Source organism: Streptomyces changchenzhani (genome assembly GCF_039766235.1).
In the GTDB taxonomy this organism is placed as follows: Bacteria; Actinomycetota; Actinomycetes; order Streptomycetales; family Streptomycetaceae; genus Streptomyces.
In genome coordinates this window covers 274,174-292,980 of record NZ_JBDHNH010000003.1, presented here as the reverse complement: position 1 = coordinate 292,980, position 18,807 = coordinate 274,174, and the positions used below count along the sequence as shown (strand labels likewise).

The window sequence follows — 18,807 nt, the reverse complement described above, 5'->3', positions numbered from 1 at the left end:
CCTAACTACCTTCTCGCCAGGCGCGCCACAGACGCTCGTACTGGCCGCCCAGAGCCACCAACTCCTCGTGCGTTCCCTCTTCCACCACGCGTCCCGCGTCCAGCACGGCGACCCGGTCCGCCGCCGTCGCCTGGGTCAGCCGGTGCGCCACAAGCAGCGTGGTGCGGCCCGCGCACGCGGCCAGCACGGCTCGCTCCAGCTCGGCGGCGCCCTCGCTGCCCGCCTCCGCGGTCGACTCGTCGAGCACCACCACCGGCGAGCGGCTCAACACCAGCCGGGCCAGGGCGACCTGGGCGACCTTGGTGACGTCCAGGCGCTCACCGCCCTCGCCGACCATGGTGTTCAGCCCGTCGGGCAGCAGCTCGACCCACCCGCCGGCGCCGACCGTACGCAACGCGTCCGTCAGCCGGGCATCGCTCGCGTCGGGCGCGGCGAGCCGCAGGTCGTCGGCGAGCGGCCCCGAGAACACATGTGTCTCCTGCGTCAGGATGCTCACCAACACCCGCGCCGCGGCCTCGTCCATACCGGCGAGGTCGTGCGAGCCGATGCGTACCGACCCGGCCTGCGGGGTCCCGATGCCGGCGATCAGCGCGGCCAGGGTCGACTTGCCCGCGCCCGTCGCCCCTACCAGGGCGAGCGAACCGCCGGCCGGGATGGACAGGCTCACATCCCGCAGGACCGGTTCCTCGGTGTCGGGATAACTGAACGTCAGCCCATCCACCGTCACCGGGTAGGGCGCGGCGTCCGCCGGCGCGACGGACACGTCGCCCACCAACCGGTCCTCCGCGGGCTCCCCCAACACCCCGACCAGGCGGGTGAGGCTCGCGCCGGACTTCTGCGCCTCGTCGAAGGTGAACATGATGGCGCCCAGCGGGGTGAACAACCGGTGGAACATCAGCGGGGCCGCCGACACCTCGCCCAGGGTGGCGGCGTCGGCCTCCAGCAGGGCGTACCCCACCACGAGGATCAGTACCAGCCCGATGAACTCGGCGCGGTTCTCCCTGCCGACGAAGCGGCCGAAGAACCGGAACACCTCGATGCCGAGTTCACGCACCCGCCACGACTCCTGGGTGACCTTCTCGCGGACGGCGCCCTCAAGGCGGTACGCCCGGACCGTGTCGATCCCGTTCAGACCACTGATCAGCGCCTGCGCGCGGTCGGCCTGGGCCACCCGCTGCTTGCGGTAGAGCGGTGCGGACCGGGGCAGATACCAGCGCAGCGCCAGCGCGTAGGCGGGCAGCGCGCAGGCACCGGCCAGGCCGAGCCGCCAGTCAAGGCCGAACATGCCGACCGTCGCGATGGCGACCAGCACTCCCGCCGAGAACACCGTGGGGACGGCCGTGCGGATGCCCTTGGACAGCACGGCCACATCGTCACCGACCCGGGACAGCACGTCGCCCCGGCCGACCTGCTCGATGCGCGCGCTCGGCATCCCCAGGACCGCCCGGACGGCGGCTTCCCGCAGTTGCGCGAGCAGATCCGCTCCCAGCCGCCCGATCAGGTACGTCGACGCCGCGGTGGCCGCCGCGCCGAGCAGCGCGGCGGCCACCATCACGACCCCGACCGTGACCAGCACCGAGCGCGATTCGCCCCCGACCACCCCGTCGACCACCCGGCTCAGCAGGAGCACCGGGAGCACCTGGAGCGCCGCCCCGGCCACTGTGGTGAGCACGGTGGATGCCGTCAGCCACGGGGCCCGGCGGCAGTGCGCCGCGACCCACCCGGTGGCCTCACCTCCGGCCGCCGTGCGCAGGGTTGTCGGGGCGACGCGGGTGTCGGTGATACTCACAAAGAGACCAAATCTTGCCGGGGACGACGGGACGGTGCGATCGTCATTTCTTAGTCGACCGACTTGGCGAGCTCGTCGATCGCGTACGGCAGGGACAGCAGCGTGCCCTGGGACATGGCCGCACCGACCGCCGGGCCCTCGCTGTCCAGCAGGTACGAGACCTTGCCGTTCTTGACGGCGGGCAGGTTGGTGAACAGCTCGAACTTCTTCAGCGCTTCCGTGTCCGCCTTGTCATTGATGACGAAGATGCGGTCGACGTCGACCAGGTCCATGCGCTCGGGGGACAGCGGGACGGAGAAGCCGCCGTCCGCGATCTCGTCGATCTTGGTCTGGTACTTGAATCCGATGCCCGTCACCAGCCGTCCGCGCACGTCGGTGGAGGTGAACGGCACCACCGCGTCCTTGTACCAGGACACCGCGACAGCGGTCTGCTTCGCGAACCCGGGGTTCGCCTTCTCGGCCGTGTCGAGCTTGGTCTGGATGCCCTTCACCAGCTCGGCGCCCTCGTCCGCCTTGCCGAGCGCCTTGGCGATGTGCACCGCGTTGTCCTGCCACGGCGCGCTGAAGGGCTCCTTCTCGCCCTTGGTGCGGCCCACCGTCGGAGCGATCTTGGAGAGCTTCTCGTAGGCGGCCTTGTCGATCTCGGAGTAGACCGCGACGATCAGGTCCGGCCGCAGGGAGGCGATCTTCTCGTAGTTGGGGCCCGCGTCACCGTTGTTCATGACGACCTCGGGGCGGGTGTCGCCCCATTTGTCCTTCACCCAGGGCCACTGGGTGTTGATGTCGGGGGCCTTGCCCGCCGGGTTCGGGTACTGGTCGACCATGCCGACCGGCTTGGTGCCGAGCGCCAGGATGGCCTGGTCGTCCGTGTAGCCCACGGAGACGACCCGCTTGGGCGCCTTGGTGACCTTCGTGGATCCGAACGCGTGCTCCACGGTGACCGGGAAGGCACCGGCGGCGGCAGCCGGGGCGTCGTCGCTCTTCTTGTCCGCCGAGTCGGAACCGCATCCCGCGAGGAGGCCCACACCGAAGGTCGCGGCGGTCAGTACCGTCGCCACCCGCAGCCATGGCTTCACAAGCGTCGTTCGTTGGAGAAGCATTCGGAGTTCCTTACTGTCGCACTGTCCACTGCGCCCCCCTGCAAGGGCAGCCAAACCTTATCGTGCACAAGTGAGGTTAGCCTAGCCTAACTTTCAAGCTTCCGTCGCCGGAACCCAGTTGGGCTTTCCCCTGCCCCAGGGGCCTACGGATCGAGCCGGACGTGCGTACGGCCGATCGGCACGATGAGCGGCCGATCGCCCACCGGATCGTCGATCACTCTGGCGTTCAACCCGAACGCCTCGTGCAGCAACTCGGCAGTGATCACGTCACGCGGATGCCCCTGCGCCAGGATCGATCCCGCCCGCATCACGATGAGGTTGTCGCTGTAGCGCGTGGCCAGATTGAGGTCGTGCAGCACCATGACCACGGTGCACCCCGACTCGTGCAGGTCGTCCACCAGGTCGAGTACGTCGATCGCGTGCGCCAGGTCCAGATAGGTGGTCGGCTCGTCAAGGAGCAACAGGTCGGTGCCCTGGGCCAGGGTCATCGAGATCCAGACGCGTTGGCGCTGGCCGCCGGACAGCGAGTCGACGGGACGGTCGGCCAGGTCGGACACCCCGGTCATGGCCAGCGCGCGCTCCACAACGCCAGCGTCGTCCGACGACCACTGCCGCAGCCAACTCTGGTGCGGATGACGCCCCCTGGCGACCAGGTCGGCCACCGTCAAGCCCTCCGGCGCGACCGGCGCCTGCGGCAGCAGACCGAGCTTCTTCGCCACGTCCCTGGTCTTGAGCTTGACGATGTCCTCGCCGTCCAGCACCACCGTCCCGCTGGTCGGCTTGAGCAGCCGCGTCAGGGTGCGCAACAGGGTGGACTTCCCACAGCCGTTGGGGCCGATGATCGTGGTGATCACTCCTGGCGGAATCGCCACATCGAGGTCGTCGATGACTGGCCGGCCGCCGTATCCGACCGTGATGCCCCTGGCTGCCAGCCGTGAGACGTCCTTGGCCCCGGACTCGATCTCGGTGATGGACTGAGCGACCACAAGCCCCCCTTATTAGGTTCACCTTACTTTCTACCATCTACTTGAGGTTCGCCCGCACCAGCAGATAGACGAGGAACGGGCCGCCGATCGCGGCGGTGACCACACCGACCGGCAGAGTGATCGGCAGCGCCGAGCGGGCGACCAGGTCGGCGCCGATCAGCAGCAACGCTCCCACCAGGCCTGAGGCCACCATCGGCGGCGTCGGGCACTTCGCCAGACGCATCGCCACCTGCGGCGCCACCAGCGCGACGAACGGAACCGGGCCTGCCACGCTCACCGCCACAGCGGCCAGCAGGACCGCGCACAACAGCAGGACCGCCCGCACCCTGGAATACCGGACGCCCAGGCCGGCGGCGACGTCGTCACCGAGGTGCATCGGCTTGAACTGGAACGCGGCGCCGGCCACGACGACCATGAGAACGAGCGTGCACCAGAAGGCGATCCGGACCTCGTCCCACGACCGGTTGTCCAACGAACCGACCAACCACGCCTGGGCCCTGGCCACATCCCTGATGTCGGCCGAGACCAGCAGCCAGGTCGTGATCGCCTCCATCACGGCGCTCACCGAGATACCGATGAGGATGAGCCGCACGCCGTCGATCCCGCGTCGCCACGCCAGGAAGTACACCAGCAGACCCGTACCGAGGCCGCCCGCGAGCGACGCCGCGGACAGGCCCACCGAGCTGACGACCGCCGCGGCAGTCCCGCCCGACACCGTCACCAGGAACACCGCGACGGCGCTGGCCCCGCTGGTGATCCCCAAGATGTCGGGACTGGCGAGCGGATTGCGCGCGACGGACTGTGTGATCGCCCCGGACATCCCCAGCGCGATGCCCACGATGAGACCGGCCAGGGCGCGCGGCATCCGCAGATCCATGACCACGAACTCGTCGACCTGCTCGCCCCGGCCGAGGATCGTGGCGATCACCCGGGACAGGCCGATGGGGAAGTCCCCGGCGCTGAGGGAGAGGCAGAACACCAGGAAGGTCGCCGCCATCAGCAGCAGCGTGACCAGGACAAGCCAGGGCCGCCATACGAACGACACTTGGCCGAGCCGAACGCCCGGCGCCACCAAAGGCTTCACATCTGTCCCGTTCATGCGCTCTTGAACTTTCCTCGCCACACCAGAACCGCGAAGAACGGGGCGCCGAGAAGGGCGACCACCACACCCGCGTCCAACTCACCCGGCCGCACCACCAAGCGCCCCACGATGTCGCAGACCAACAGGACGACCGCTCCGAGCAGACCCGCGTAAGGCACCAGCCAGCGGTAGTCAGGACCGGTCAGATACCGGGCCCCGTGGGCCACCATGAGCCCGAGGAACGCGATGGGGCCGCAGGCCGCCGTGGCCGCGCCCGCCAGCAGGGTGATGGCGACGATGCCGATGGTCCGGCTCACCGCGATGTTCACCCCCAGCCCCCGCGCCACGTCGTCGCCCAGGTTGAGCAGGTTGAGGGCAGGGAGGGTGATCAGTGCCAGTACCAATCCGATCGCGATGAACACGGTCACCGGCCAGATGACGTCGAATCGGACACCGGCCACGGAGCCCGAGTTCCAGAACCGCAGCGCGTTGAGCGACTTCTGGTCGGACAGCGCGACCGCCGTGGTCATCGCCGCGAGGAACACCGTGATCCCTTGCCCGGCCAGGGCGAGCGTCAACGGGTTGCCCGCCCCCCGGCCGATACTCGCAAGGCCGAAGACGACGACGCCGGCGACCGCCGCCCCCACAAAGGCGAACCAGACGTACTGGAACGGGTCGGTGAACCCGAATATGGCGATCACCGACACGACGGCGAACGACGCTCCGGCGTTCACCCCCAGCAGGCCGGTGTCGGCGATGGGATTGCGTGTGTACCCCTGGATCAGCGCACCGCCGACCCCCAGCGCGATGCCCGCCACGATCGCGAGCACGGTCCGGGGCACCCGCACGGTCTGCACGATGAGCCTGATCTCGGTGAGCCGCGAGTCGGAGTCGGGCACCGCGAACAGCCCGTGCCAGACCTCGGCAGGAGTCAACGCGCGTGCGCCGACGGCCAGCGACACCCCCGCCGCGATCACAAGGATCACCACGAGCGCGCCCAAACCCACGACCCGCCGCCGACGGGCCTCCGTCGTACCCACGGGCGCGGGTCGCTCAACTGCAGTCGTGAACATGTCGATGTACGTTATCCCTACCCGTGGGCGGACTGGCGGGCGGTGCTGCCTGCTCCGCCGGCGACAGGTCGAGCCTCCTCGGAGGTGGACTTCACGCCTCGTTCGAGCAGCGAGTCCAGGATCTCGCCGACCCGTATCGCGGTGTTGGACAGCAGGGACGTCGTGATGCCGTGCGTGTGCTCCGTGCCGCCCTGCAGGTAGATGCCACAGCGCAGATCGGGGTCCGTCGCGATGCGGTAGTCGCGCTCGACGCGGACGCGGCCCTTGTCGTCGCTCAGGCAGCGGTCGGCGACCTCGCCGAGGAGGCCGAGGGGGTCGACGGGGCTGTAGCCGGTGGCGAACACCACGACGTCGGCATCCAGGGTCGTCTCCTCCCCCGTCACAAGGGACTTCACCGTGGCGCGGACACCATCGGGCGTCTCATCGACGCCGGTGAGCCGGGACACGTTGAGGAAACGCAGCCGTTCGGTGCCGAGGACTTTCTCGCGGTACATCTGCCGGTACAGGTCGTCGATCAAATCGATGTCGACCACGGAGTAGTTGGTGTTGCCGTGATAGGCCATCAACCGGTTCTTGAAACTCTCGGGCGAGGCGAAGTAGTCGTCGACCGCTCCGGGGTCGAAGATCCGGTTGGCGAAGCTGCTGTCGTCGGCGGGACTGTAGCCGTAGCGCGAGAAGACCGCGCAGACCTCGGCCTGAGGGAAGCGGCGGTGCAGGTAGGCAACGTTCTCGGCGGCGCTCTGCCCGGCACCCACGACGACGAACCGCGAGGGCGATGTGCCCTCCAGTGCGTCGACCTTTCGCAGCAGATCGGAATTGTGCCAGATACGGTCGCCGCGCTCCACGCCCTCCGGCATGAGGGGGCGCAGCCCCGTACCGATGACGAGGTTGCGGGCCCGGTGGACCTCAAGGCCCTCCCCCGACCGGACGGTCACGTCCAGGTACTCCACAACACCGTCGTGGACGAAGGGCGTTACGGAGACGACCTCGTGGCCGTAGGAGACCATGTCGTCGACTTTGGCCGCGGCCCACTCGAAGTACTCGTGGAACTCCACCCGCAACGGGAAGAGACTCTTGCCGTTGACGAAGTCGATCATGCGGTTCTTGCTCTGCAGATAGCAGAGGAAGCTGAACTCACTGGCCGGGTTCCGGAGCGTCACCAGGTCCTTGAGGAAGGACACCTGCATGGTGGCGTCGTCGATGAGCATGCCACGGTGCCACCCGAAGCTCGGCTGCTGTTCGAAGAAGTGAGCGGTGACCGACTCCTGCCTGCCGACGCGTGCGTTGTGCTCATTGAGCGCGATCGCCATGGCCACATTGGATGGGCCGAAGCCGATGCCAATGAGGTCGTGGACCAGTGGTGCGTCGCCAGGAAGAACCTGTGACATGTCACTCCCATCGTGCGGGAAAGCCGCCTGTCAGGCGTGGGGAAAGGTACGAAAGGCGGGCACGCCGACGGAGCGGCCAGCTAACTTAGGTGAGCCTAAGCTAATCTCGCGATACTGTCGACAGGGGCAAACCGGACAGCTGGGCACCGGCGGCTCACCATCGGGGTTCAGGATCGCCCCTACGCGGATGCCTTCCCACGATCAGATTCGGACGCCTCGCAGGGGGTTTCATCCGTCGTCCGGCGCGCACAGATCATTTCGGTCCGTGTGGTCGTAGGCCGTCCTCACCGAGGTTGTCCTGTCGCGCTTCTGCCCCGCACTTGTGAGCAGTTCGGGGCGGACGGCGCGGACACCCAGGACGGCATCACCGTCGAGGTCGTCCTGGACAGCGGGGCGAGCGCCGCGTCGGGTGAGGACGCGAAGGCGCCGGCGAGTGTGAAGTTCGTCAGCGAGGCGCGCAAGGGAGACCTCGCGGTCCCCGTCGAGGCGGTCGTCGCGCTGCGCGGCGAGAACGGCGGCTACGGCCTCCAGGTCGTCCAGGGCGTCACCTCAAGGATCGTGCGGGTGGAGACGGGCATGACCGCCGACGGGCAGATCGAGGTCAGCGGACCGGACGTGCGCGAGGGTCTGAAGGTCGGAGTGGCGAAGTCATGACACCAGAAGTCATGGGGCCGCCGGAAGCCATCGGGCCAGAAGTCATCAGGCCGGCCCCGGTAGTCGAACTGCGGGACGCCGGCAAGTCGTACCCCGGCGGTGTCCACGCCCTGCGCAGAGTGAACCTCACCGTCGAAGAGGGCGAACTGGTCGCCGTCGTAGGCCCGTCCGGCTCCGGCAAGTCCACGATGCTCCACGTCATGGGCACCCTCGACAAGCCCACCACGGGCACCGTCCGCGTCACCGGGTACGACGTGTCCGAGCTCTCCGACTCGCGGCTCTCCGCACTGCGCGCCCGCCACATCGGCTTCGTGTTCCAGCACTTCCACCTGGCGGCGGGGCGCGACGCGGTGGACAACGTCGCCGACGGGCTGAAACAACGCGTGGCCATCGCCCGCGCCCTGGTGGGAGCGCCCCGGCTGCTGCTGGCGGACGAACCGACCGGGGCGCTGGACACCGCGTCCGGCGAGATCGTCATGGAGCTGCTGCACGAGCTGAACGCGTCCGGCACCACCATCTGCGTCATCACCCACGACAAGGAGATCGCGGCATCGCTGCCGCGCCGGATCCGCTTCAAGGACGGCGAGATCGTCTCGGACTCGCGCTGCGGCGCGCGCTCCACGTCCCTTACGGAAGAGGTCGGTTCATGAAGGACGATCTCAAGCCCTCCCGCCTGTCCCTGCGCGACATCCTCCGCGTCGGTGCGGTCGGCCTGCGCGCACGTCACGCGCGCGTGGCGCTCTCGGCACTGGGCATCGCCATCGGCATCGCGACGATGGTCGCGGTCGTCGGCCTGTCCGAGTCGAGCCGCGCGGATCTCATGGCCCAGCTCGACCGCCTCGGCACCAACCTCCTCACCGCCGAGGCGGGCGAGGACGCGATGGGCGGCGAGGTCAAGCTCCCCAAGAGCGCGGTCGCGATGGTCGAGCGCATCGGCCCGGTGCAGCACGCCACGGCCACCGGCTACGTCGATGCCCGCATCCGCCGCAGCGACGTGGTCCCCGAGGAGCGCAGCGCCGGCGCCACCACCCAGGCGGCCCGCACCGACCGGGCCCTGACGACCCTGATGCTGGGCCTGGGAGCGATGGCCCTGCTGGTCGGCGGTGTGGGTGTCGCCAACACCATGGTCATCTCCGTCCTGGAGCGCCGCCAGGAGATCGGCCTGCGCCGCTCGCTGGGCGCCACCCGCAACGCGATCCGGCTCCAGTTCCTGACCGAGTCGCTGCTGCTTTCGGGGCTGGGCGGGGCGACGGGCGCACTGCTGGGCGCGGCGGCGACGTACGGCTTCGCGCGGGTCCAGGGATGGACGGCGGTGGTCCCGCCCTGGTCCCTGGCAGGCGGCCTGGCCGCCACCCTGCTGATCGTTGTGGTGGCGGGCCTCTATCCGGCGATCCGCGCCTCCCGTCTCCACCCGACGGTGGCGCTGAACGCGACGTGAGGCGGCGACGCACGGGGCGCCGGTGGGCGGCGCCCCCGCGGACGCATGATCCGGCTCCGGGCGCCGGCAAGTCGGGAGGACCTGACAAGAGCCGTCCCCCCCTTCGTGGCTGCGGAAGTTGCCACAGTAGGGCCGTCGGCGCCCTCGGCACTCAGGGTGGAGATCCAGGGACCGGCGGCCTCGCCTTCTGGGCCGCAGGCCCTTGGTCCTGGACTTAAAGCCTCCTCGCCGGGGTCGGATCCCTGCGGGCTGTGAGCCCGCCCATAGGGCGTGGATCACATACGAGGCGCCCTAGGAGGACACGGCGTACGACGCGGCGCCCCATGCGCGGCCGCGGCCGGCTGCCACCTCTCACTACGTAGAAGCATAGTATATAAGGTCATTGCGGACATCTCCGGCGGTTGTTAACCATGGGGACATACACCGGGGAGCCAACCACTCCGGACCGGTCGAGCGCCGCTCGCTCCGACTGTTCTTGGCCCGCGTCGCGCAACTTCGTTTCGCCGTCGCCCCCGCTGCTTCCCCACAGTCCACTGTTTTGGAGAGTCTCATCCGTATGCTCGCCCAGCCCCGCATCCCCGCCGCCCGTACAGCCCGCGCCCGTACATTCTCGGTATCCGGCCTCTGCGCCGCAGGCGCCGCCGCAGCGGCCCTGACCCTCGCCCCGTCCCCTGCGCAGGCCGCCGAGTCCGCCTCGCACAGTGTGACCTCAGCGGCCGCCGTCTCCGCGCAGGCCCACACCCTCGCGAAGAAGGCCGACAAGAAGGCGTCCTACCCCGAGAACCTGGACGGCTGGATCCGCGAGTCCCTCGCCATCATGAAGGACAAGGGCATCCCCGGCAGCTACGAGGGCCTGCACCGCAACATCATCCGTGAGTCCGGCGGCGACCCCAACGCGTCCAACGCCTGGGACGTCAATGCCCAGAACGGCACGCCGTCCAAGGGCCTGCTCCAGGTCATCCAGCCGACCTTCGACGCGTACCACGTCACCAGCACGGAGAAGGACCTGACCGACCCGGTCGCCAACATCACCGCGGCTGCCAACTACGCCGCCGACAAGTACGGCTCCATCGACAACGTCGACTCCGCCTACTGACCGACCACGGGGGCACCACAACCCGGCTCGCCACCAGCGCCAAGAGCGGGAGCAACGCGGAAGCTCACGCGATGTGGCACTGTCAGGCACTCCTCGAAGTCTTTCAACGGGAGCAACGGGAGCAGAGGATGAGTCAGAAACGTGCCGAGACGCCCCTGCCCTCGCGGCTGCGCTTCGACGGGTGGATCGCGGGCACAGGCACCTCCTCCGGAACACGCATCGTGCTGGGACACTGGCAACGATCGCCGTTCGGGACGTTCAACGATGTGATGCTTGAGCGAGAAGACGGGGAACGACTGCTGTTCGCACCCACTTCGCGGACGGCGGACTTCATTGCCGCCACCTACAACTTCGACACCGTGCGCATCGTGCCGGTGAACGTCAACGTCGAAGCAGCCGTCTGGACCGTCAACGCGGGATCTCTCGACCTGCGCTTCACCACCGGTCGTCGAGGACCCCTGGGACTTCTTCTGCGTGCCATGCCCGATGCGCTCGCCGCCCGCCCGGCCTGGAGCACGCTCCTGGACTTTCCCGCCCGCCTCCTGCTCGCCGGTGTACGGACCCGTGGCAGCGCCGGGACCGGGCGACGCGAGTGGTACGGACCGCACGATCTGAGGCCGATCGACGCAGTGTCGGCAGTCTTCGAAGGCACCGACCTCGGCGTGCTGGCGCCCATCGAACCTCCCGTGCACTTCGGGTTCGCTTCGGTGCCCCGGAAACCCGCCGTCACACGGATCACCACGACGGTGGCACTGGGCCCCGAGGAGCGCAGATGAGTGCTTGAGGGGCTCCGCGCCGATGAGCGACGCATGGCAGGATTGAGCCGTGCCAACCGAGTCGGACAAAATCGAGCTGAGCGAACAAGAACTTCGTGAGATCGCGGGCTACGCGGCTGATTGTGCGCGCAGGACACTGTCGATCTTCGAACAGAGTCTTGCCGCTGACACGCGCCCTCGCGACGCCATCGACGCGGCACACGCTTTCGCTGGGGGCGGCAGGCGCACGGCCGCTCTGCGAAAGAGCGCGTGGGCGGCGTACAAAGCAGCACAGGAAGCCGCTTCACCGGCCGCGGTCGACGCCGCACGAGCGGCGAGCCATGCGGCCGGCGCCGCGTTCCTCCATCCCCTGGCAAACGCTCATCAGGTGAAGCACATTCTCGGTGCGGCAGCGCATGCGGCGCGTGCGGAAGAGTTGACGTCCGGAGAAGACCGGAGTGTCGCTGCGGGGACCCTTGAATGGGCGCGCCATCACGCACCGCCGTCGGTCACCGCGGTGCTCGGCCGCTTTCCCGCCGCACCTCCCGGAGGCGGGCGCGTAGGAGAGTTCATTCGCGATCTTGACGCCGCTCTCCGCGCCTGAGGGCAACACGGCTCCGTCGGTTCTCAACACGCTTGCGGCCCATGGGAGTTCCTCCCGGGCCGACGGTAGCGTCGTACGCGGCGCGCCGCCGTTGTGGCGCGGCCACACCGACCGGGTGCTTTCGCATCGGTCGCGCCGGCGACTCGGAGCTCACACTGGCATCGGTAGAGGACAGGCTGTGTCCTGTTTTCGAGGCAGCGCGTACCTTGTCGACGTACCGGCCGGATGCTGAGTGCGGCTCATCGCGGGCGGGTTGGTGCCAGCGACCACCAGGCGACCCGTACGTTCGTCATCGGCCGCCGTCCGCCACCGGTCCATGTCCCAGGTGGCCGACGCCAAGTACTGGCGGCGCACCACCGGAGCATCAATGACGCGGGGCATGAGGGGCTGTCAGAACGAGGTGGGAGCGGGTGACGATCATGTCGCCTTCGGCGATGACGCGCTTGATGTCCAGGCGCAGGTCGGGGTACTCGCCGCGGAGGTACTTCACGAAGCCGACGAATGCCTCGGGACCGTCCTGGGCGTCGGGGTTGCGCTGGACATACACGGTCCCGAAGTGGTCGGCGACCGCCTTCTCCGGGTCTCCCCCGAAGGCCCCGCGGCCCGAACCGGACCGGCCAGCCACTTCCACGCATCAACTTAGGCTAGGCTAAGCTAATCCTCTGCCGGAGGGGAAGTCCTGTCACCAGGAAGGAGCTTGCCCATGGGCTTGCCCGCCATCGACTCCTACCCCATGCCCGACCGGTCCGCGATACCTCCGCCGTGCGTACCCTGGACGATCGATCCGGCACGCGCCGCACTGCTGATCCTCGATATGCAGAACCACTTCGTCCGGACCTTTCCAGCCGGACACTCCCCCGTGGTCGACCTCGTCAACAACATCACCGCTCTCCGTGAACTCGCGGGCTCGCTCGACATGCCCGTCATCTTCAGCGCCGAACCGGCTGCGCAGCAGCCCGGCCAACGCGGCCTGCTGGCCGACATCTGGGGTCCGGGAATCGGACCTGAGCCCGACGCAGCCGCGATCCTCACGGAACTCTCCCCACGGCCCGGCGAACATCTCTTGGCGAACGTGCGCCACAACGCCTTCCTCCGCAGCCATCTCGGCAGGCTGCTGCGATCCACAGGCCGTGACCAGTTGGTCATCTGCGGGGTCTATGCGCATCTGGGCGTTCTGCTCACGGCGGCGGACGCCTTCATGCAGGACATCCAGCCCTTCGTCATCGCCGACGCGGTCGCCGACCTCTCCGCCGAGGAGCACGCCATGGCGCTGCGGTGGGCAGCGCGCAGTGGCGTCGTGTGCACCACCGACATACTGCTGCGTGACCTCCTGATCGGCAGGGCGGCGCACGGTGCATGACCGGCCGCCAGGCATCGAGCCGGGGACCGGCACAGCACCGAGTCCGTACAAGGAGAAAAAGGGACCATGACAGTACGGTTCGCTCCAACCGGAGCGAGCGGCCGGGCGGAGGTGGACGAAGCGACCGGTCGGCAGGCCTCCATGAGTGCCATCGGCGATCCGGCCAACGGCACCGCCGGCCGCGCGGTACCGAGTATCAATGTCGCCCTCAGCCTCCCCGAGAGCCTGGGCCTGTCCACGAATGGAGTGGCTCCGTGACCGCCACCACCACACAGGGGTTCCTCACGAGCGGCGTGCAGCCACACTTCGCACCTCAGGCACTGGAGGCCCTTCAGGGCCGGACAATCGTGATCAAGTTCGGCGGGAACGCCATGGTGAACGAGGATCTCAAGCGGACGTTCGCCCAGGACGTGGTGGAGTTGTGGCGGGCCGGGCTGCGCCCTGTCGTCGTACATGGCGGCGGCCCGCAGATCAGTGCACTGCTCGACCGGCTCGACCTGGAGGTCCGATTCGAGGCGGGGCTACGGGTCACCACCCCGGAAATCATGGACGTGGTCCGGATGGTACTGACGGGTCAGGTCCAGCGGCAGCTCGTGGGCCTCCTCAACAGCCACGGCCCCTTCGCGGTGGGCCTGTCGGGCGAGGACGCGCACACCATGACGGCTGTGCGGCGGCCGGCCTGGGTAGACGGAAAGCCGGTGGACATCGGGCTAGTCGGCGACATCACCGAGGTCAATCCGGACACCGTGCGGACGCTGCTGGATCAGGGCCGTATACCGGTGGTCTCTCCCGTGGCCCGGGGAACCGACGGACAGGTCTACAACGTCAACGCCGATCTCGCGGCGGCGGCCATGGCGGTGGCACTGGGGGCGGAGAAGCTGGTGATGCTCACCGACGTCCAGGGGCTGTACGCGAACTGGCCGCACGATACCGAGGTGATCAAACACCTGACGGCGGATCAGCTGGAGAAGCTACTGCCGGAGCTGGCAGGCGGGATGCTTCCCAAGATGGAAGGGTGCCTTCAGGCCGCCCGTGCGGGCGTGCCCATGGCCCATGTGCTGGACGGCCGGGTGGCGCACTCGTTGCTGTGGGGCGTGTTCGGCGGGGACCGCTTCGGCACCACTGTGGTTCCGGGCGAGGACATGGACAGTGACGCATGACCGGCGGGCCGACGGACCGCCCGGTCCTCACCGGCCGCTGATTCACTACCAACCGCCGGCTCGCCCGACAGGCGACACCGGGCGCGGGACATGACGTAAGGCCCGAACGTGGGCGGCAACGCCAGGGCCAATGGCCCACGTAGGCAACCCAGTTGGTCAGAGAGCGCGGGCGAGGACCTGCGAATTGCGGCGGGGGTCAAGGGATTTCGCCCATGCCGTCGGCGCGAGGCCCTCGGAGACAGCCGCAAAACCGTACCGGAGGAACAGGCCACCACCGCCGGTCGTCGCAGTGAACACAAAGTCCAGCGATTGCGCGGTCGCGTGGGCCAGCGCCCCGCGCAGGAGCTGAGCGCCCAACCCCAAGCCCTGAGTGTGCGGCGCGACACAGAAGTTGTACAGCACGCCCGCGGGCCCGCGGCCGCGAGAAGGCTCGGCGGGATGAACCCGGAGCCCCAGGCAGGCATTGAGGGTTCCGTCCTGGCCCTCCATCACCAGAAAGTCGACGGCGTCCGAGGCATAGAGGGACAGGGAGCGCTCACGTAGCGCTCCGGAGCGTACGAACGGCCGGGACAGAGCCTCAAGGGCTGTGGCATCCGCGCGATGTGCGGACCGCAGCCGCAGCGGGGCTGGCAGGGGGACGCGTGGCGACGGTGCGCAGAGGCGCGCGGTGGTGGGGGCCGTGATCAAGGGGTTCCCTTTCATCGGTCCCACTCGTGCACGGAGGGCAGTTCCGCCACCGCTGCACCTGGGACACCAACGATAGTAAGGGTAGCCTCACCTAACTCAATCGCCAAAACGGTCTGGCCTTCTCCCCGTTCAGATGCGCCTATGGCTATGGCTATGGCTATGGCTACGAGCAGGGGCGACCCGGGTAGTCGTCGCTCTCCGGCACTCCGGCCTCGCGCATATTGCGCAGGACCTCCCGCTGGGCCCCGTCCCCGATATCCACAGGGCAGTTGATCTCCCTGTCGAAGATCATGGTTTCCCCTGCTGTGTTCCAGATGACCCACTGCAGCGGCGCCGAAGCCGACCGCCACAGGTGTGCGTAGCGCTCAAAGTCATCGGTCTTCGTTCGGGCTGTTGTACTCACAGTGCCGACTCCTTGGTCTCGTGGCCGTCGACGAACGTCGTGACCACCTCGATGTCACCGATGCGTGAAGTGCTCACGCGCCGCGGGTCGTCGCCGAGCACCACCAGGTCGGCGCGCTTGCCCGGGGTGATGCTGCCCGCGACATCGTCCCAGTGGCAGGCGAAGGCTCCGCCGACTGTGTACGCGCGCAGGGCTTCATCGACCGTAATGCCCTCGTCCGGGCCGATCAGCTGCCCCGACTCGGAGGCTCGCTCAACCATGAACTGGACTGCGCGCAGCGGCGACCCATTGGCGACAGGCCGGTCGGAACTGCCCACCAGTGTGATCCCGTGGTCCAGGAACCCTCTGCCCCGGTAGAGCCACGGCGCCCTGTCCTCCCCCATGATCGACGCGTAGTCGTCGCCGAAGTACCGCAGGAAGCTCGGCTGGATGACCGCGATCGCGCCGAGCCGCGCGAATCGAGGCAGCTGATCGGGTCGGATCAGGCCCGCGTGTTCGATACGGTGCCGCGCGTCCGGGCGCGGCCGCAGCGCCTGCGCCCGCTCCAAGGCGTCCAGTGCGAGGTCGGCGGCGCGATCGCCGATGGCGTGGACGGCGAGCTGCCAGCCGGCCAGATGGCCGTCGGCGATGGTGTCCATGAGGACGTCCGGGTCGTCCTGCAACTCCCCGGCGTGCTCCAGGCCCTGGTACGGCGTGGTCAGCGCGGCGGTCCGGGCCATCATGCCACCGTCGGTCCAGATCTTGAGCGCACCCACGGAGAGCCAGTCGTCACCGAATCCGGTGCGCAGGCCGAGGTCGAGGGCCCTGGGTATCCGGTCGTTGCCATGTGCGCCAACCGGGTGCAAAGTGTCCGCAGCCACCATGAGCTGCACGCGCAGCGGCAACCGCCCCTGTCCCCGCGTCAGTTGGTAGGCGGCCAGCTCGACCGGGCTGTGACCGAACAGGGCGCCGCCGATGCCCGCTTCGGCGGCCGCGGTCACTCCCTCCGCCAGACAGGTCCTGGCGGCGTGCGCGATCGCGTCTGCCAACTCCTCCTGGGAGTACGGCAGCCGAAGCCGGCGTGCCGCGCCCATCGCGCCCTCGGTGAGGTACCCGTCCTCGTGCGGGACGTCGGTGGGCAGCAGCTCCAGGACGGCACTGTTGACCACGCAGGCGTGCCCCGAGTCGTGCATCATGAACACTTTGCGGCCGTCGCTGACCGTGTCCAGATCGGCGGCCGTCAGATGGCGCCCCAGCCCTCGCTGGTCGTAGCCGCGCACGGACACCCAGGAACCGTGCGGCTTGCGGGCGACAGCCTCGGCCGCCAAGCCGAGCACATCCTCGACCCGGTTGCACGGCGCGACGCTCGGTACGCTCGCGTTCAAACCGGTCCAGGCCAGATGCACATGACTGTCGATGAACCCGGGCAGCACCGTCGCGCCCTGGAGGTCGATCACCCGTCGGGCCGGCAGCGAGGTCACCGCGTCGTCCAGGCCCACGATCCGCCCGTGCCAGATTCCCAGGTCGTGGGCGACGGGATGGTCCGGGTCCATGGTGATGATGCGGGCGTTGGTCAGTCTCGTGCACAGCATGGGCAGTTCGTCTCCCTATGAGGTTTCCCCGACTGCGCCGCCCGCCGGAGCAAGGCGTTCGCGGGCCGCGGGGACCATCAGCGGTGTACCCGTTTCCGGGGTACTCGATGATGCCGCAGGGTAGGCCGAACACCTCCCCGATCAGCCCGGCGGTCCTGACCGCCGGGCTGATCACTTTCGGCGGCGGCCGCGTCCGGGCAGGCGCGCTGGAGCGGGAAGACCGAGGGAGGATCCGTGTTCAGCGGGGCGCGCTGACCTCGTCGGCGGCGTCACGAGGCCGCCCGGAGGCGGGATCCTGGCTCCGGGTCACGATCGAATCGAGGATCTCGCCGACGCGGACCGCGGTGTTCGACAGCAGGGAGGACGTGATGCCGTGCGTGTGCTCCGTACCGCCCTGCAGGTAGATCCCACAGCGCAGTTCGGGGCCGGTGGCGACCCGGTAGTCACGCTCGACGCGGACACGGCCCTCGTCGTCACGGTGGCACTGGTCGGCGACCGCGCCGAGAAGCCCGAGAGCATCGGCGGACCGGTAGCCGGTGGCGTAGACGACCACATCGGCATCCAGCGGAGTCTTCTCTCCGGTGACCAGTGATTCGACCGTGGTACGGACCTTGTCCGGGCTCTCCACGACATCGGTGAGCCGTGAGACGTTGAGGAATCGCAGACGCTCGGTCCCCAGGACCTTCTCCTGGTACGCCTGGCGGTACAGGTCGTCGATCAGGTCGATGTCCACCACGGCGTAGTTGGTATTGCCGTGGTAGTTCATCAGCTTGCGCTTGATCTCGTCGGGGGCCGTGAAGTACTCGTCCACCGCGTCGGGATCAAAGATCCGGTTGGCGAAGCTGCTGTCGTCGGCGGGGCTGTATCCGTAGCGGGCGAAGACGGCGCACACTTCGGCCTTCGGGAAGCGGCGGTGCAGGTAGGCCACATTTTCTGCGGCGCTCTGGCCGGCCCCGACCACGATGAAGCGGGAAGGCTCGTCGGCGCCCAGACCGTCCACCCGGGCCAGCAGGTCGGAGTTGTGCCAGATCCGGTCGGTGCGCTCGACGCCCTCGGGCATCTGCGGCCGCAGGCCCGTGCTGACGACAAGGTTCCGGGCTCGGTGGACCACCACTTCGGATCCGGAACGGGCCGTCACATCCAGGTACTCCACCACTCCGTCGACTACGAAGGGGCGGACAGAGACGACCTCGTGCCCGTAGGACACCATGTCGTCCACCTGAGCCGCGGCCCACTCGAAGTAGTCGTGGAACTCCACCCGCAGCGGGAAGAGGCTCTTGCCGTTGACGAAGTCGACCAGCCGCCCCTTGCTCTGCAGGTAGCACAGGAAGCTGAACTCACTCGACGGATTCCGCATCGTCACCAGGTCCTTGAGGAAAGAGACCTGCATCGTCGCGTCGTCGATCAGCATGCCGCGGTGCCAGCCGAAGCGCGGTTGCCGCTCGAAGAAGTGAGCTGTGACCGCCTCCTGCCTGCCGACGCGTGCGTTGTGCTCGCTCAGGGCTATCGCCATGGCCACATTGGATGGCCCGAAGCCAATTCCTATGAGGTCGTGAATCGGTGGTACGTCGTCAGGAAGAGCCTGTGACATGTCACTCCCATCGAGGGGCAGCCGCTTGTCAGGCGTGGGGGACGGCGGGAGCAGGGCACGCTCGCGAAGCG

At 68.5% G+C, this 18,807-nt stretch carries 19 protein-coding genes and 1 pseudogene; 9 read left to right on the top strand and 11 right to left on the bottom strand.

What is annotated here, in order from left to right; genetic code table 11:
• Position 1: 1 nt before the first annotated feature.
• From ABCR94_RS12790 to ABCR94_RS12765, 6 genes are all read right to left on the bottom strand, one after another.
• Positions 2 to 1,789 (bottom strand): ABC transporter ATP-binding protein, encoded by a 1,788-nt coding sequence (locus tag ABCR94_RS12790; RefSeq protein WP_347119383.1) that lies wholly within the window; start codon positions 1,787 to 1,789, stop codon positions 2 to 4.
• Positions 1,790 to 1,839: 50 nt separating this feature from the next.
• A complete protein-coding gene (locus ABCR94_RS12785; protein WP_347119382.1) occupies positions 1,840 to 2,889 on the bottom strand; it encodes an iron-siderophore ABC transporter substrate-binding protein in 1,050 nt (349 codons plus the stop codon).
• Positions 2,890 to 3,032: 143 nt separating this feature from the next.
• Complete coding sequence (locus ABCR94_RS12780; RefSeq protein ID WP_347119381.1) at positions 3,033 to 3,875, bottom strand: ABC transporter ATP-binding protein; 843 nt, start codon at positions 3,873 to 3,875, stop codon at positions 3,033 to 3,035.
• A 37-nt stretch (positions 3,876 to 3,912) separates the two neighbouring features.
• Complete coding sequence (locus tag ABCR94_RS12775; RefSeq protein WP_347119380.1) at positions 3,913 to 4,974, bottom strand: FecCD family ABC transporter permease; 1,062 nt, start codon at positions 4,972 to 4,974, stop codon at positions 3,913 to 3,915.
• Positions 4,971 to 6,029: a FecCD family ABC transporter permease gene (locus ABCR94_RS12770; RefSeq protein ID WP_347119379.1), complete on the bottom strand. Its 1,059-nt coding sequence runs from the start codon at positions 6,027 to 6,029 to the stop codon at positions 4,971 to 4,973. Before ABCR94_RS12770 ends, ABCR94_RS12775 begins: the two co-directional genes overlap by 4 nt.
• A 17-nt stretch (positions 6,030 to 6,046) precedes the next feature.
• Positions 6,047 to 7,417 carry a lysine N(6)-hydroxylase/L-ornithine N(5)-oxygenase family protein gene (locus ABCR94_RS12765; protein WP_347119378.1) on the bottom strand — a complete coding sequence of 457 codons (1,371 nt, stop codon included), beginning with the start codon at positions 7,415 to 7,417 and terminating at the stop codon, positions 6,047 to 6,049.
• Between the two features lie 339 nt (positions 7,418 to 7,756).
• Here ABCR94_RS12765 and ABCR94_RS12760 point away from each other — a divergent pair.
• The 6 genes and pseudogenes from ABCR94_RS12760 to ABCR94_RS12735 form a co-directional block, all read left to right on the top strand.
• Positions 7,757 to 8,071, top strand: a pseudogene (locus tag ABCR94_RS12760) (peptidoglycan-binding protein); the annotation flags it as partial.
• Entirely contained in the window at positions 8,068 to 8,721 is a 654-nt protein-coding gene (locus tag ABCR94_RS12755) for an ABC transporter ATP-binding protein (protein ID WP_347119377.1), read from the top strand. The pseudogene ABCR94_RS12760 and the gene ABCR94_RS12755, both read left to right, overlap by 4 nt.
• Positions 8,718 to 9,509 (top strand): ABC transporter permease, encoded by a 792-nt coding sequence (locus ABCR94_RS12750; RefSeq protein WP_347119376.1) that lies wholly within the window; start codon positions 8,718 to 8,720, stop codon positions 9,507 to 9,509. Before ABCR94_RS12755 ends, ABCR94_RS12750 begins: the two co-directional genes overlap by 4 nt.
• Positions 9,510 to 10,065: 556 nt before the next feature.
• Positions 10,066 to 10,605, top strand: coding sequence for a transglycosylase SLT domain-containing protein (locus ABCR94_RS12745; protein WP_347119375.1), 540 nt, complete (start codon positions 10,066 to 10,068; stop codon positions 10,603 to 10,605).
• 128 nt (positions 10,606 to 10,733) lie between these two features.
• On the top strand, positions 10,734 to 11,381 hold the full coding sequence (locus ABCR94_RS12740; protein WP_347119374.1) for a hypothetical protein: 648 nt from the start codon (positions 10,734 to 10,736) through the stop codon (positions 11,379 to 11,381).
• A 49-nt stretch (positions 11,382 to 11,430) separates the two neighbouring features.
• Positions 11,431 to 11,964 (top strand): putative immunity protein, encoded by a 534-nt coding sequence (locus tag ABCR94_RS12735; protein ID WP_347119373.1) that lies wholly within the window; start codon positions 11,431 to 11,433, stop codon positions 11,962 to 11,964.
• Between the two features lie 364 nt (positions 11,965 to 12,328).
• Here ABCR94_RS12735 and ABCR94_RS12730 read toward each other — a convergent pair whose 3' ends face one another.
• Entirely contained in the window at positions 12,329 to 12,595 is a 267-nt protein-coding gene (locus ABCR94_RS12730) for a nuclear transport factor 2 family protein (protein ID WP_347119372.1), read from the bottom strand.
• Positions 12,596 to 12,667: 72 nt separating this feature from the next.
• Between ABCR94_RS12730 and ABCR94_RS12725 the strand changes: the two genes are divergently transcribed.
• The 3 genes from ABCR94_RS12725 to argB all read left to right on the top strand — a co-directional run bounded on the left by ABCR94_RS12725 (position 12,668) and on the right by argB (position 14,484).
• Positions 12,668 to 13,324 (top strand): isochorismatase family protein, encoded by a 657-nt coding sequence (locus ABCR94_RS12725; RefSeq protein ID WP_347119371.1) that lies wholly within the window; start codon positions 12,668 to 12,670, stop codon positions 13,322 to 13,324.
• Between the two features lie 66 nt (positions 13,325 to 13,390).
• Positions 13,391 to 13,582: a hypothetical protein gene (locus tag ABCR94_RS12720; protein WP_347119370.1), complete on the top strand. Its 192-nt coding sequence runs from the start codon at positions 13,391 to 13,393 to the stop codon at positions 13,580 to 13,582.
• 35 nt (positions 13,583 to 13,617) lie between these two features.
• On the top strand, positions 13,618 to 14,484 hold the full coding sequence (argB, locus tag ABCR94_RS12715; protein ID WP_347119629.1) for an acetylglutamate kinase: 867 nt from the start codon (positions 13,618 to 13,620) through the stop codon (positions 14,482 to 14,484).
• Between the two features lie 156 nt (positions 14,485 to 14,640).
• Here the strand turns inward: argB and ABCR94_RS12710 are convergent, their stop codons facing one another.
• From ABCR94_RS12710 to ABCR94_RS12695, 4 genes are all read right to left on the bottom strand, one after another.
• A complete protein-coding gene (locus ABCR94_RS12710) occupies positions 14,641 to 15,186 on the bottom strand; it encodes a GNAT family N-acetyltransferase (protein WP_347119369.1) in 546 nt (181 codons plus the stop codon).
• Between the two features lie 148 nt (positions 15,187 to 15,334).
• Positions 15,335 to 15,574, bottom strand: a complete 240-nt coding sequence (locus ABCR94_RS12705) for a hypothetical protein (RefSeq protein ID WP_347119368.1) — start codon at positions 15,572 to 15,574, stop codon at positions 15,335 to 15,337.
• Complete coding sequence (locus tag ABCR94_RS12700; RefSeq protein WP_347119367.1) at positions 15,571 to 17,145, bottom strand: amidohydrolase; 1,575 nt, start codon at positions 17,143 to 17,145, stop codon at positions 15,571 to 15,573. Before ABCR94_RS12700 ends, ABCR94_RS12705 begins: the two co-directional genes overlap by 4 nt.
• Positions 17,146 to 17,383: 238 nt before the next feature.
• Positions 17,384 to 18,736 carry a lysine N(6)-hydroxylase/L-ornithine N(5)-oxygenase family protein gene (locus tag ABCR94_RS12695; protein WP_347119366.1) on the bottom strand — a complete coding sequence of 451 codons (1,353 nt, stop codon included), beginning with the start codon at positions 18,734 to 18,736 and terminating at the stop codon, positions 17,384 to 17,386.
• Positions 18,737 to 18,807 lie beyond the last annotated feature (71 nt).

What these genes read in the sequence shown, in the direction of transcription:
- ABCR94_RS12785 (WP_347119382.1), bottom strand. Translation starts at nt 2,889, where the DNA reads ATGCTTCTCCAACGAACGACGCTTGTGAAGCCATGGCTGCGGGTGGCG.
- ABCR94_RS12775 (WP_347119380.1), bottom strand. Translation starts at nt 4,974, where the DNA reads ATGAACGGGACAGATGTGAAGCCTTTGGTGGCGCCGGGCGTTCGGCTC.
- ABCR94_RS12770 (WP_347119379.1), bottom strand. Translation starts at nt 6,029, where the DNA reads ATGTTCACGACTGCAGTTGAGCGACCCGCGCCCGTGGGTACGACGGAG.
- ABCR94_RS12765 (WP_347119378.1), bottom strand. Translation starts at nt 7,417, where the DNA reads ATGTCACAGGTTCTTCCTGGCGACGCACCACTGGTCCACGACCTCATT.
- ABCR94_RS12755 (WP_347119377.1), top strand. Translation starts at nt 8,068, where the DNA reads ATGACACCAGAAGTCATGGGGCCGCCGGAAGCCATCGGGCCAGAAGTC.
- ABCR94_RS12750 (WP_347119376.1), top strand. Translation starts at nt 8,718, where the DNA reads ATGAAGGACGATCTCAAGCCCTCCCGCCTGTCCCTGCGCGACATCCTC.
- ABCR94_RS12745 (WP_347119375.1), top strand. Translation starts at nt 10,066, where the DNA reads ATGCTCGCCCAGCCCCGCATCCCCGCCGCCCGTACAGCCCGCGCCCGT.
- ABCR94_RS12740 (WP_347119374.1), top strand. Translation starts at nt 10,734, where the DNA reads ATGAGTCAGAAACGTGCCGAGACGCCCCTGCCCTCGCGGCTGCGCTTC.
- ABCR94_RS12725 (WP_347119371.1), top strand. Translation starts at nt 12,668, where the DNA reads ATGGGCTTGCCCGCCATCGACTCCTACCCCATGCCCGACCGGTCCGCG.
- ABCR94_RS12720 (WP_347119370.1), top strand. Translation starts at nt 13,391, where the DNA reads ATGACAGTACGGTTCGCTCCAACCGGAGCGAGCGGCCGGGCGGAGGTG.
- ABCR94_RS12710 (WP_347119369.1), bottom strand. Translation starts at nt 15,186, where the DNA reads ATGAAAGGGAACCCCTTGATCACGGCCCCCACCACCGCGCGCCTCTGC.
- ABCR94_RS12700 (WP_347119367.1), bottom strand. Translation starts at nt 17,145, where the DNA reads ATGCTGTGCACGAGACTGACCAACGCCCGCATCATCACCATGGACCCG.
- ABCR94_RS12695 (WP_347119366.1), bottom strand. Translation starts at nt 18,736, where the DNA reads ATGTCACAGGCTCTTCCTGACGACGTACCACCGATTCACGACCTCATA.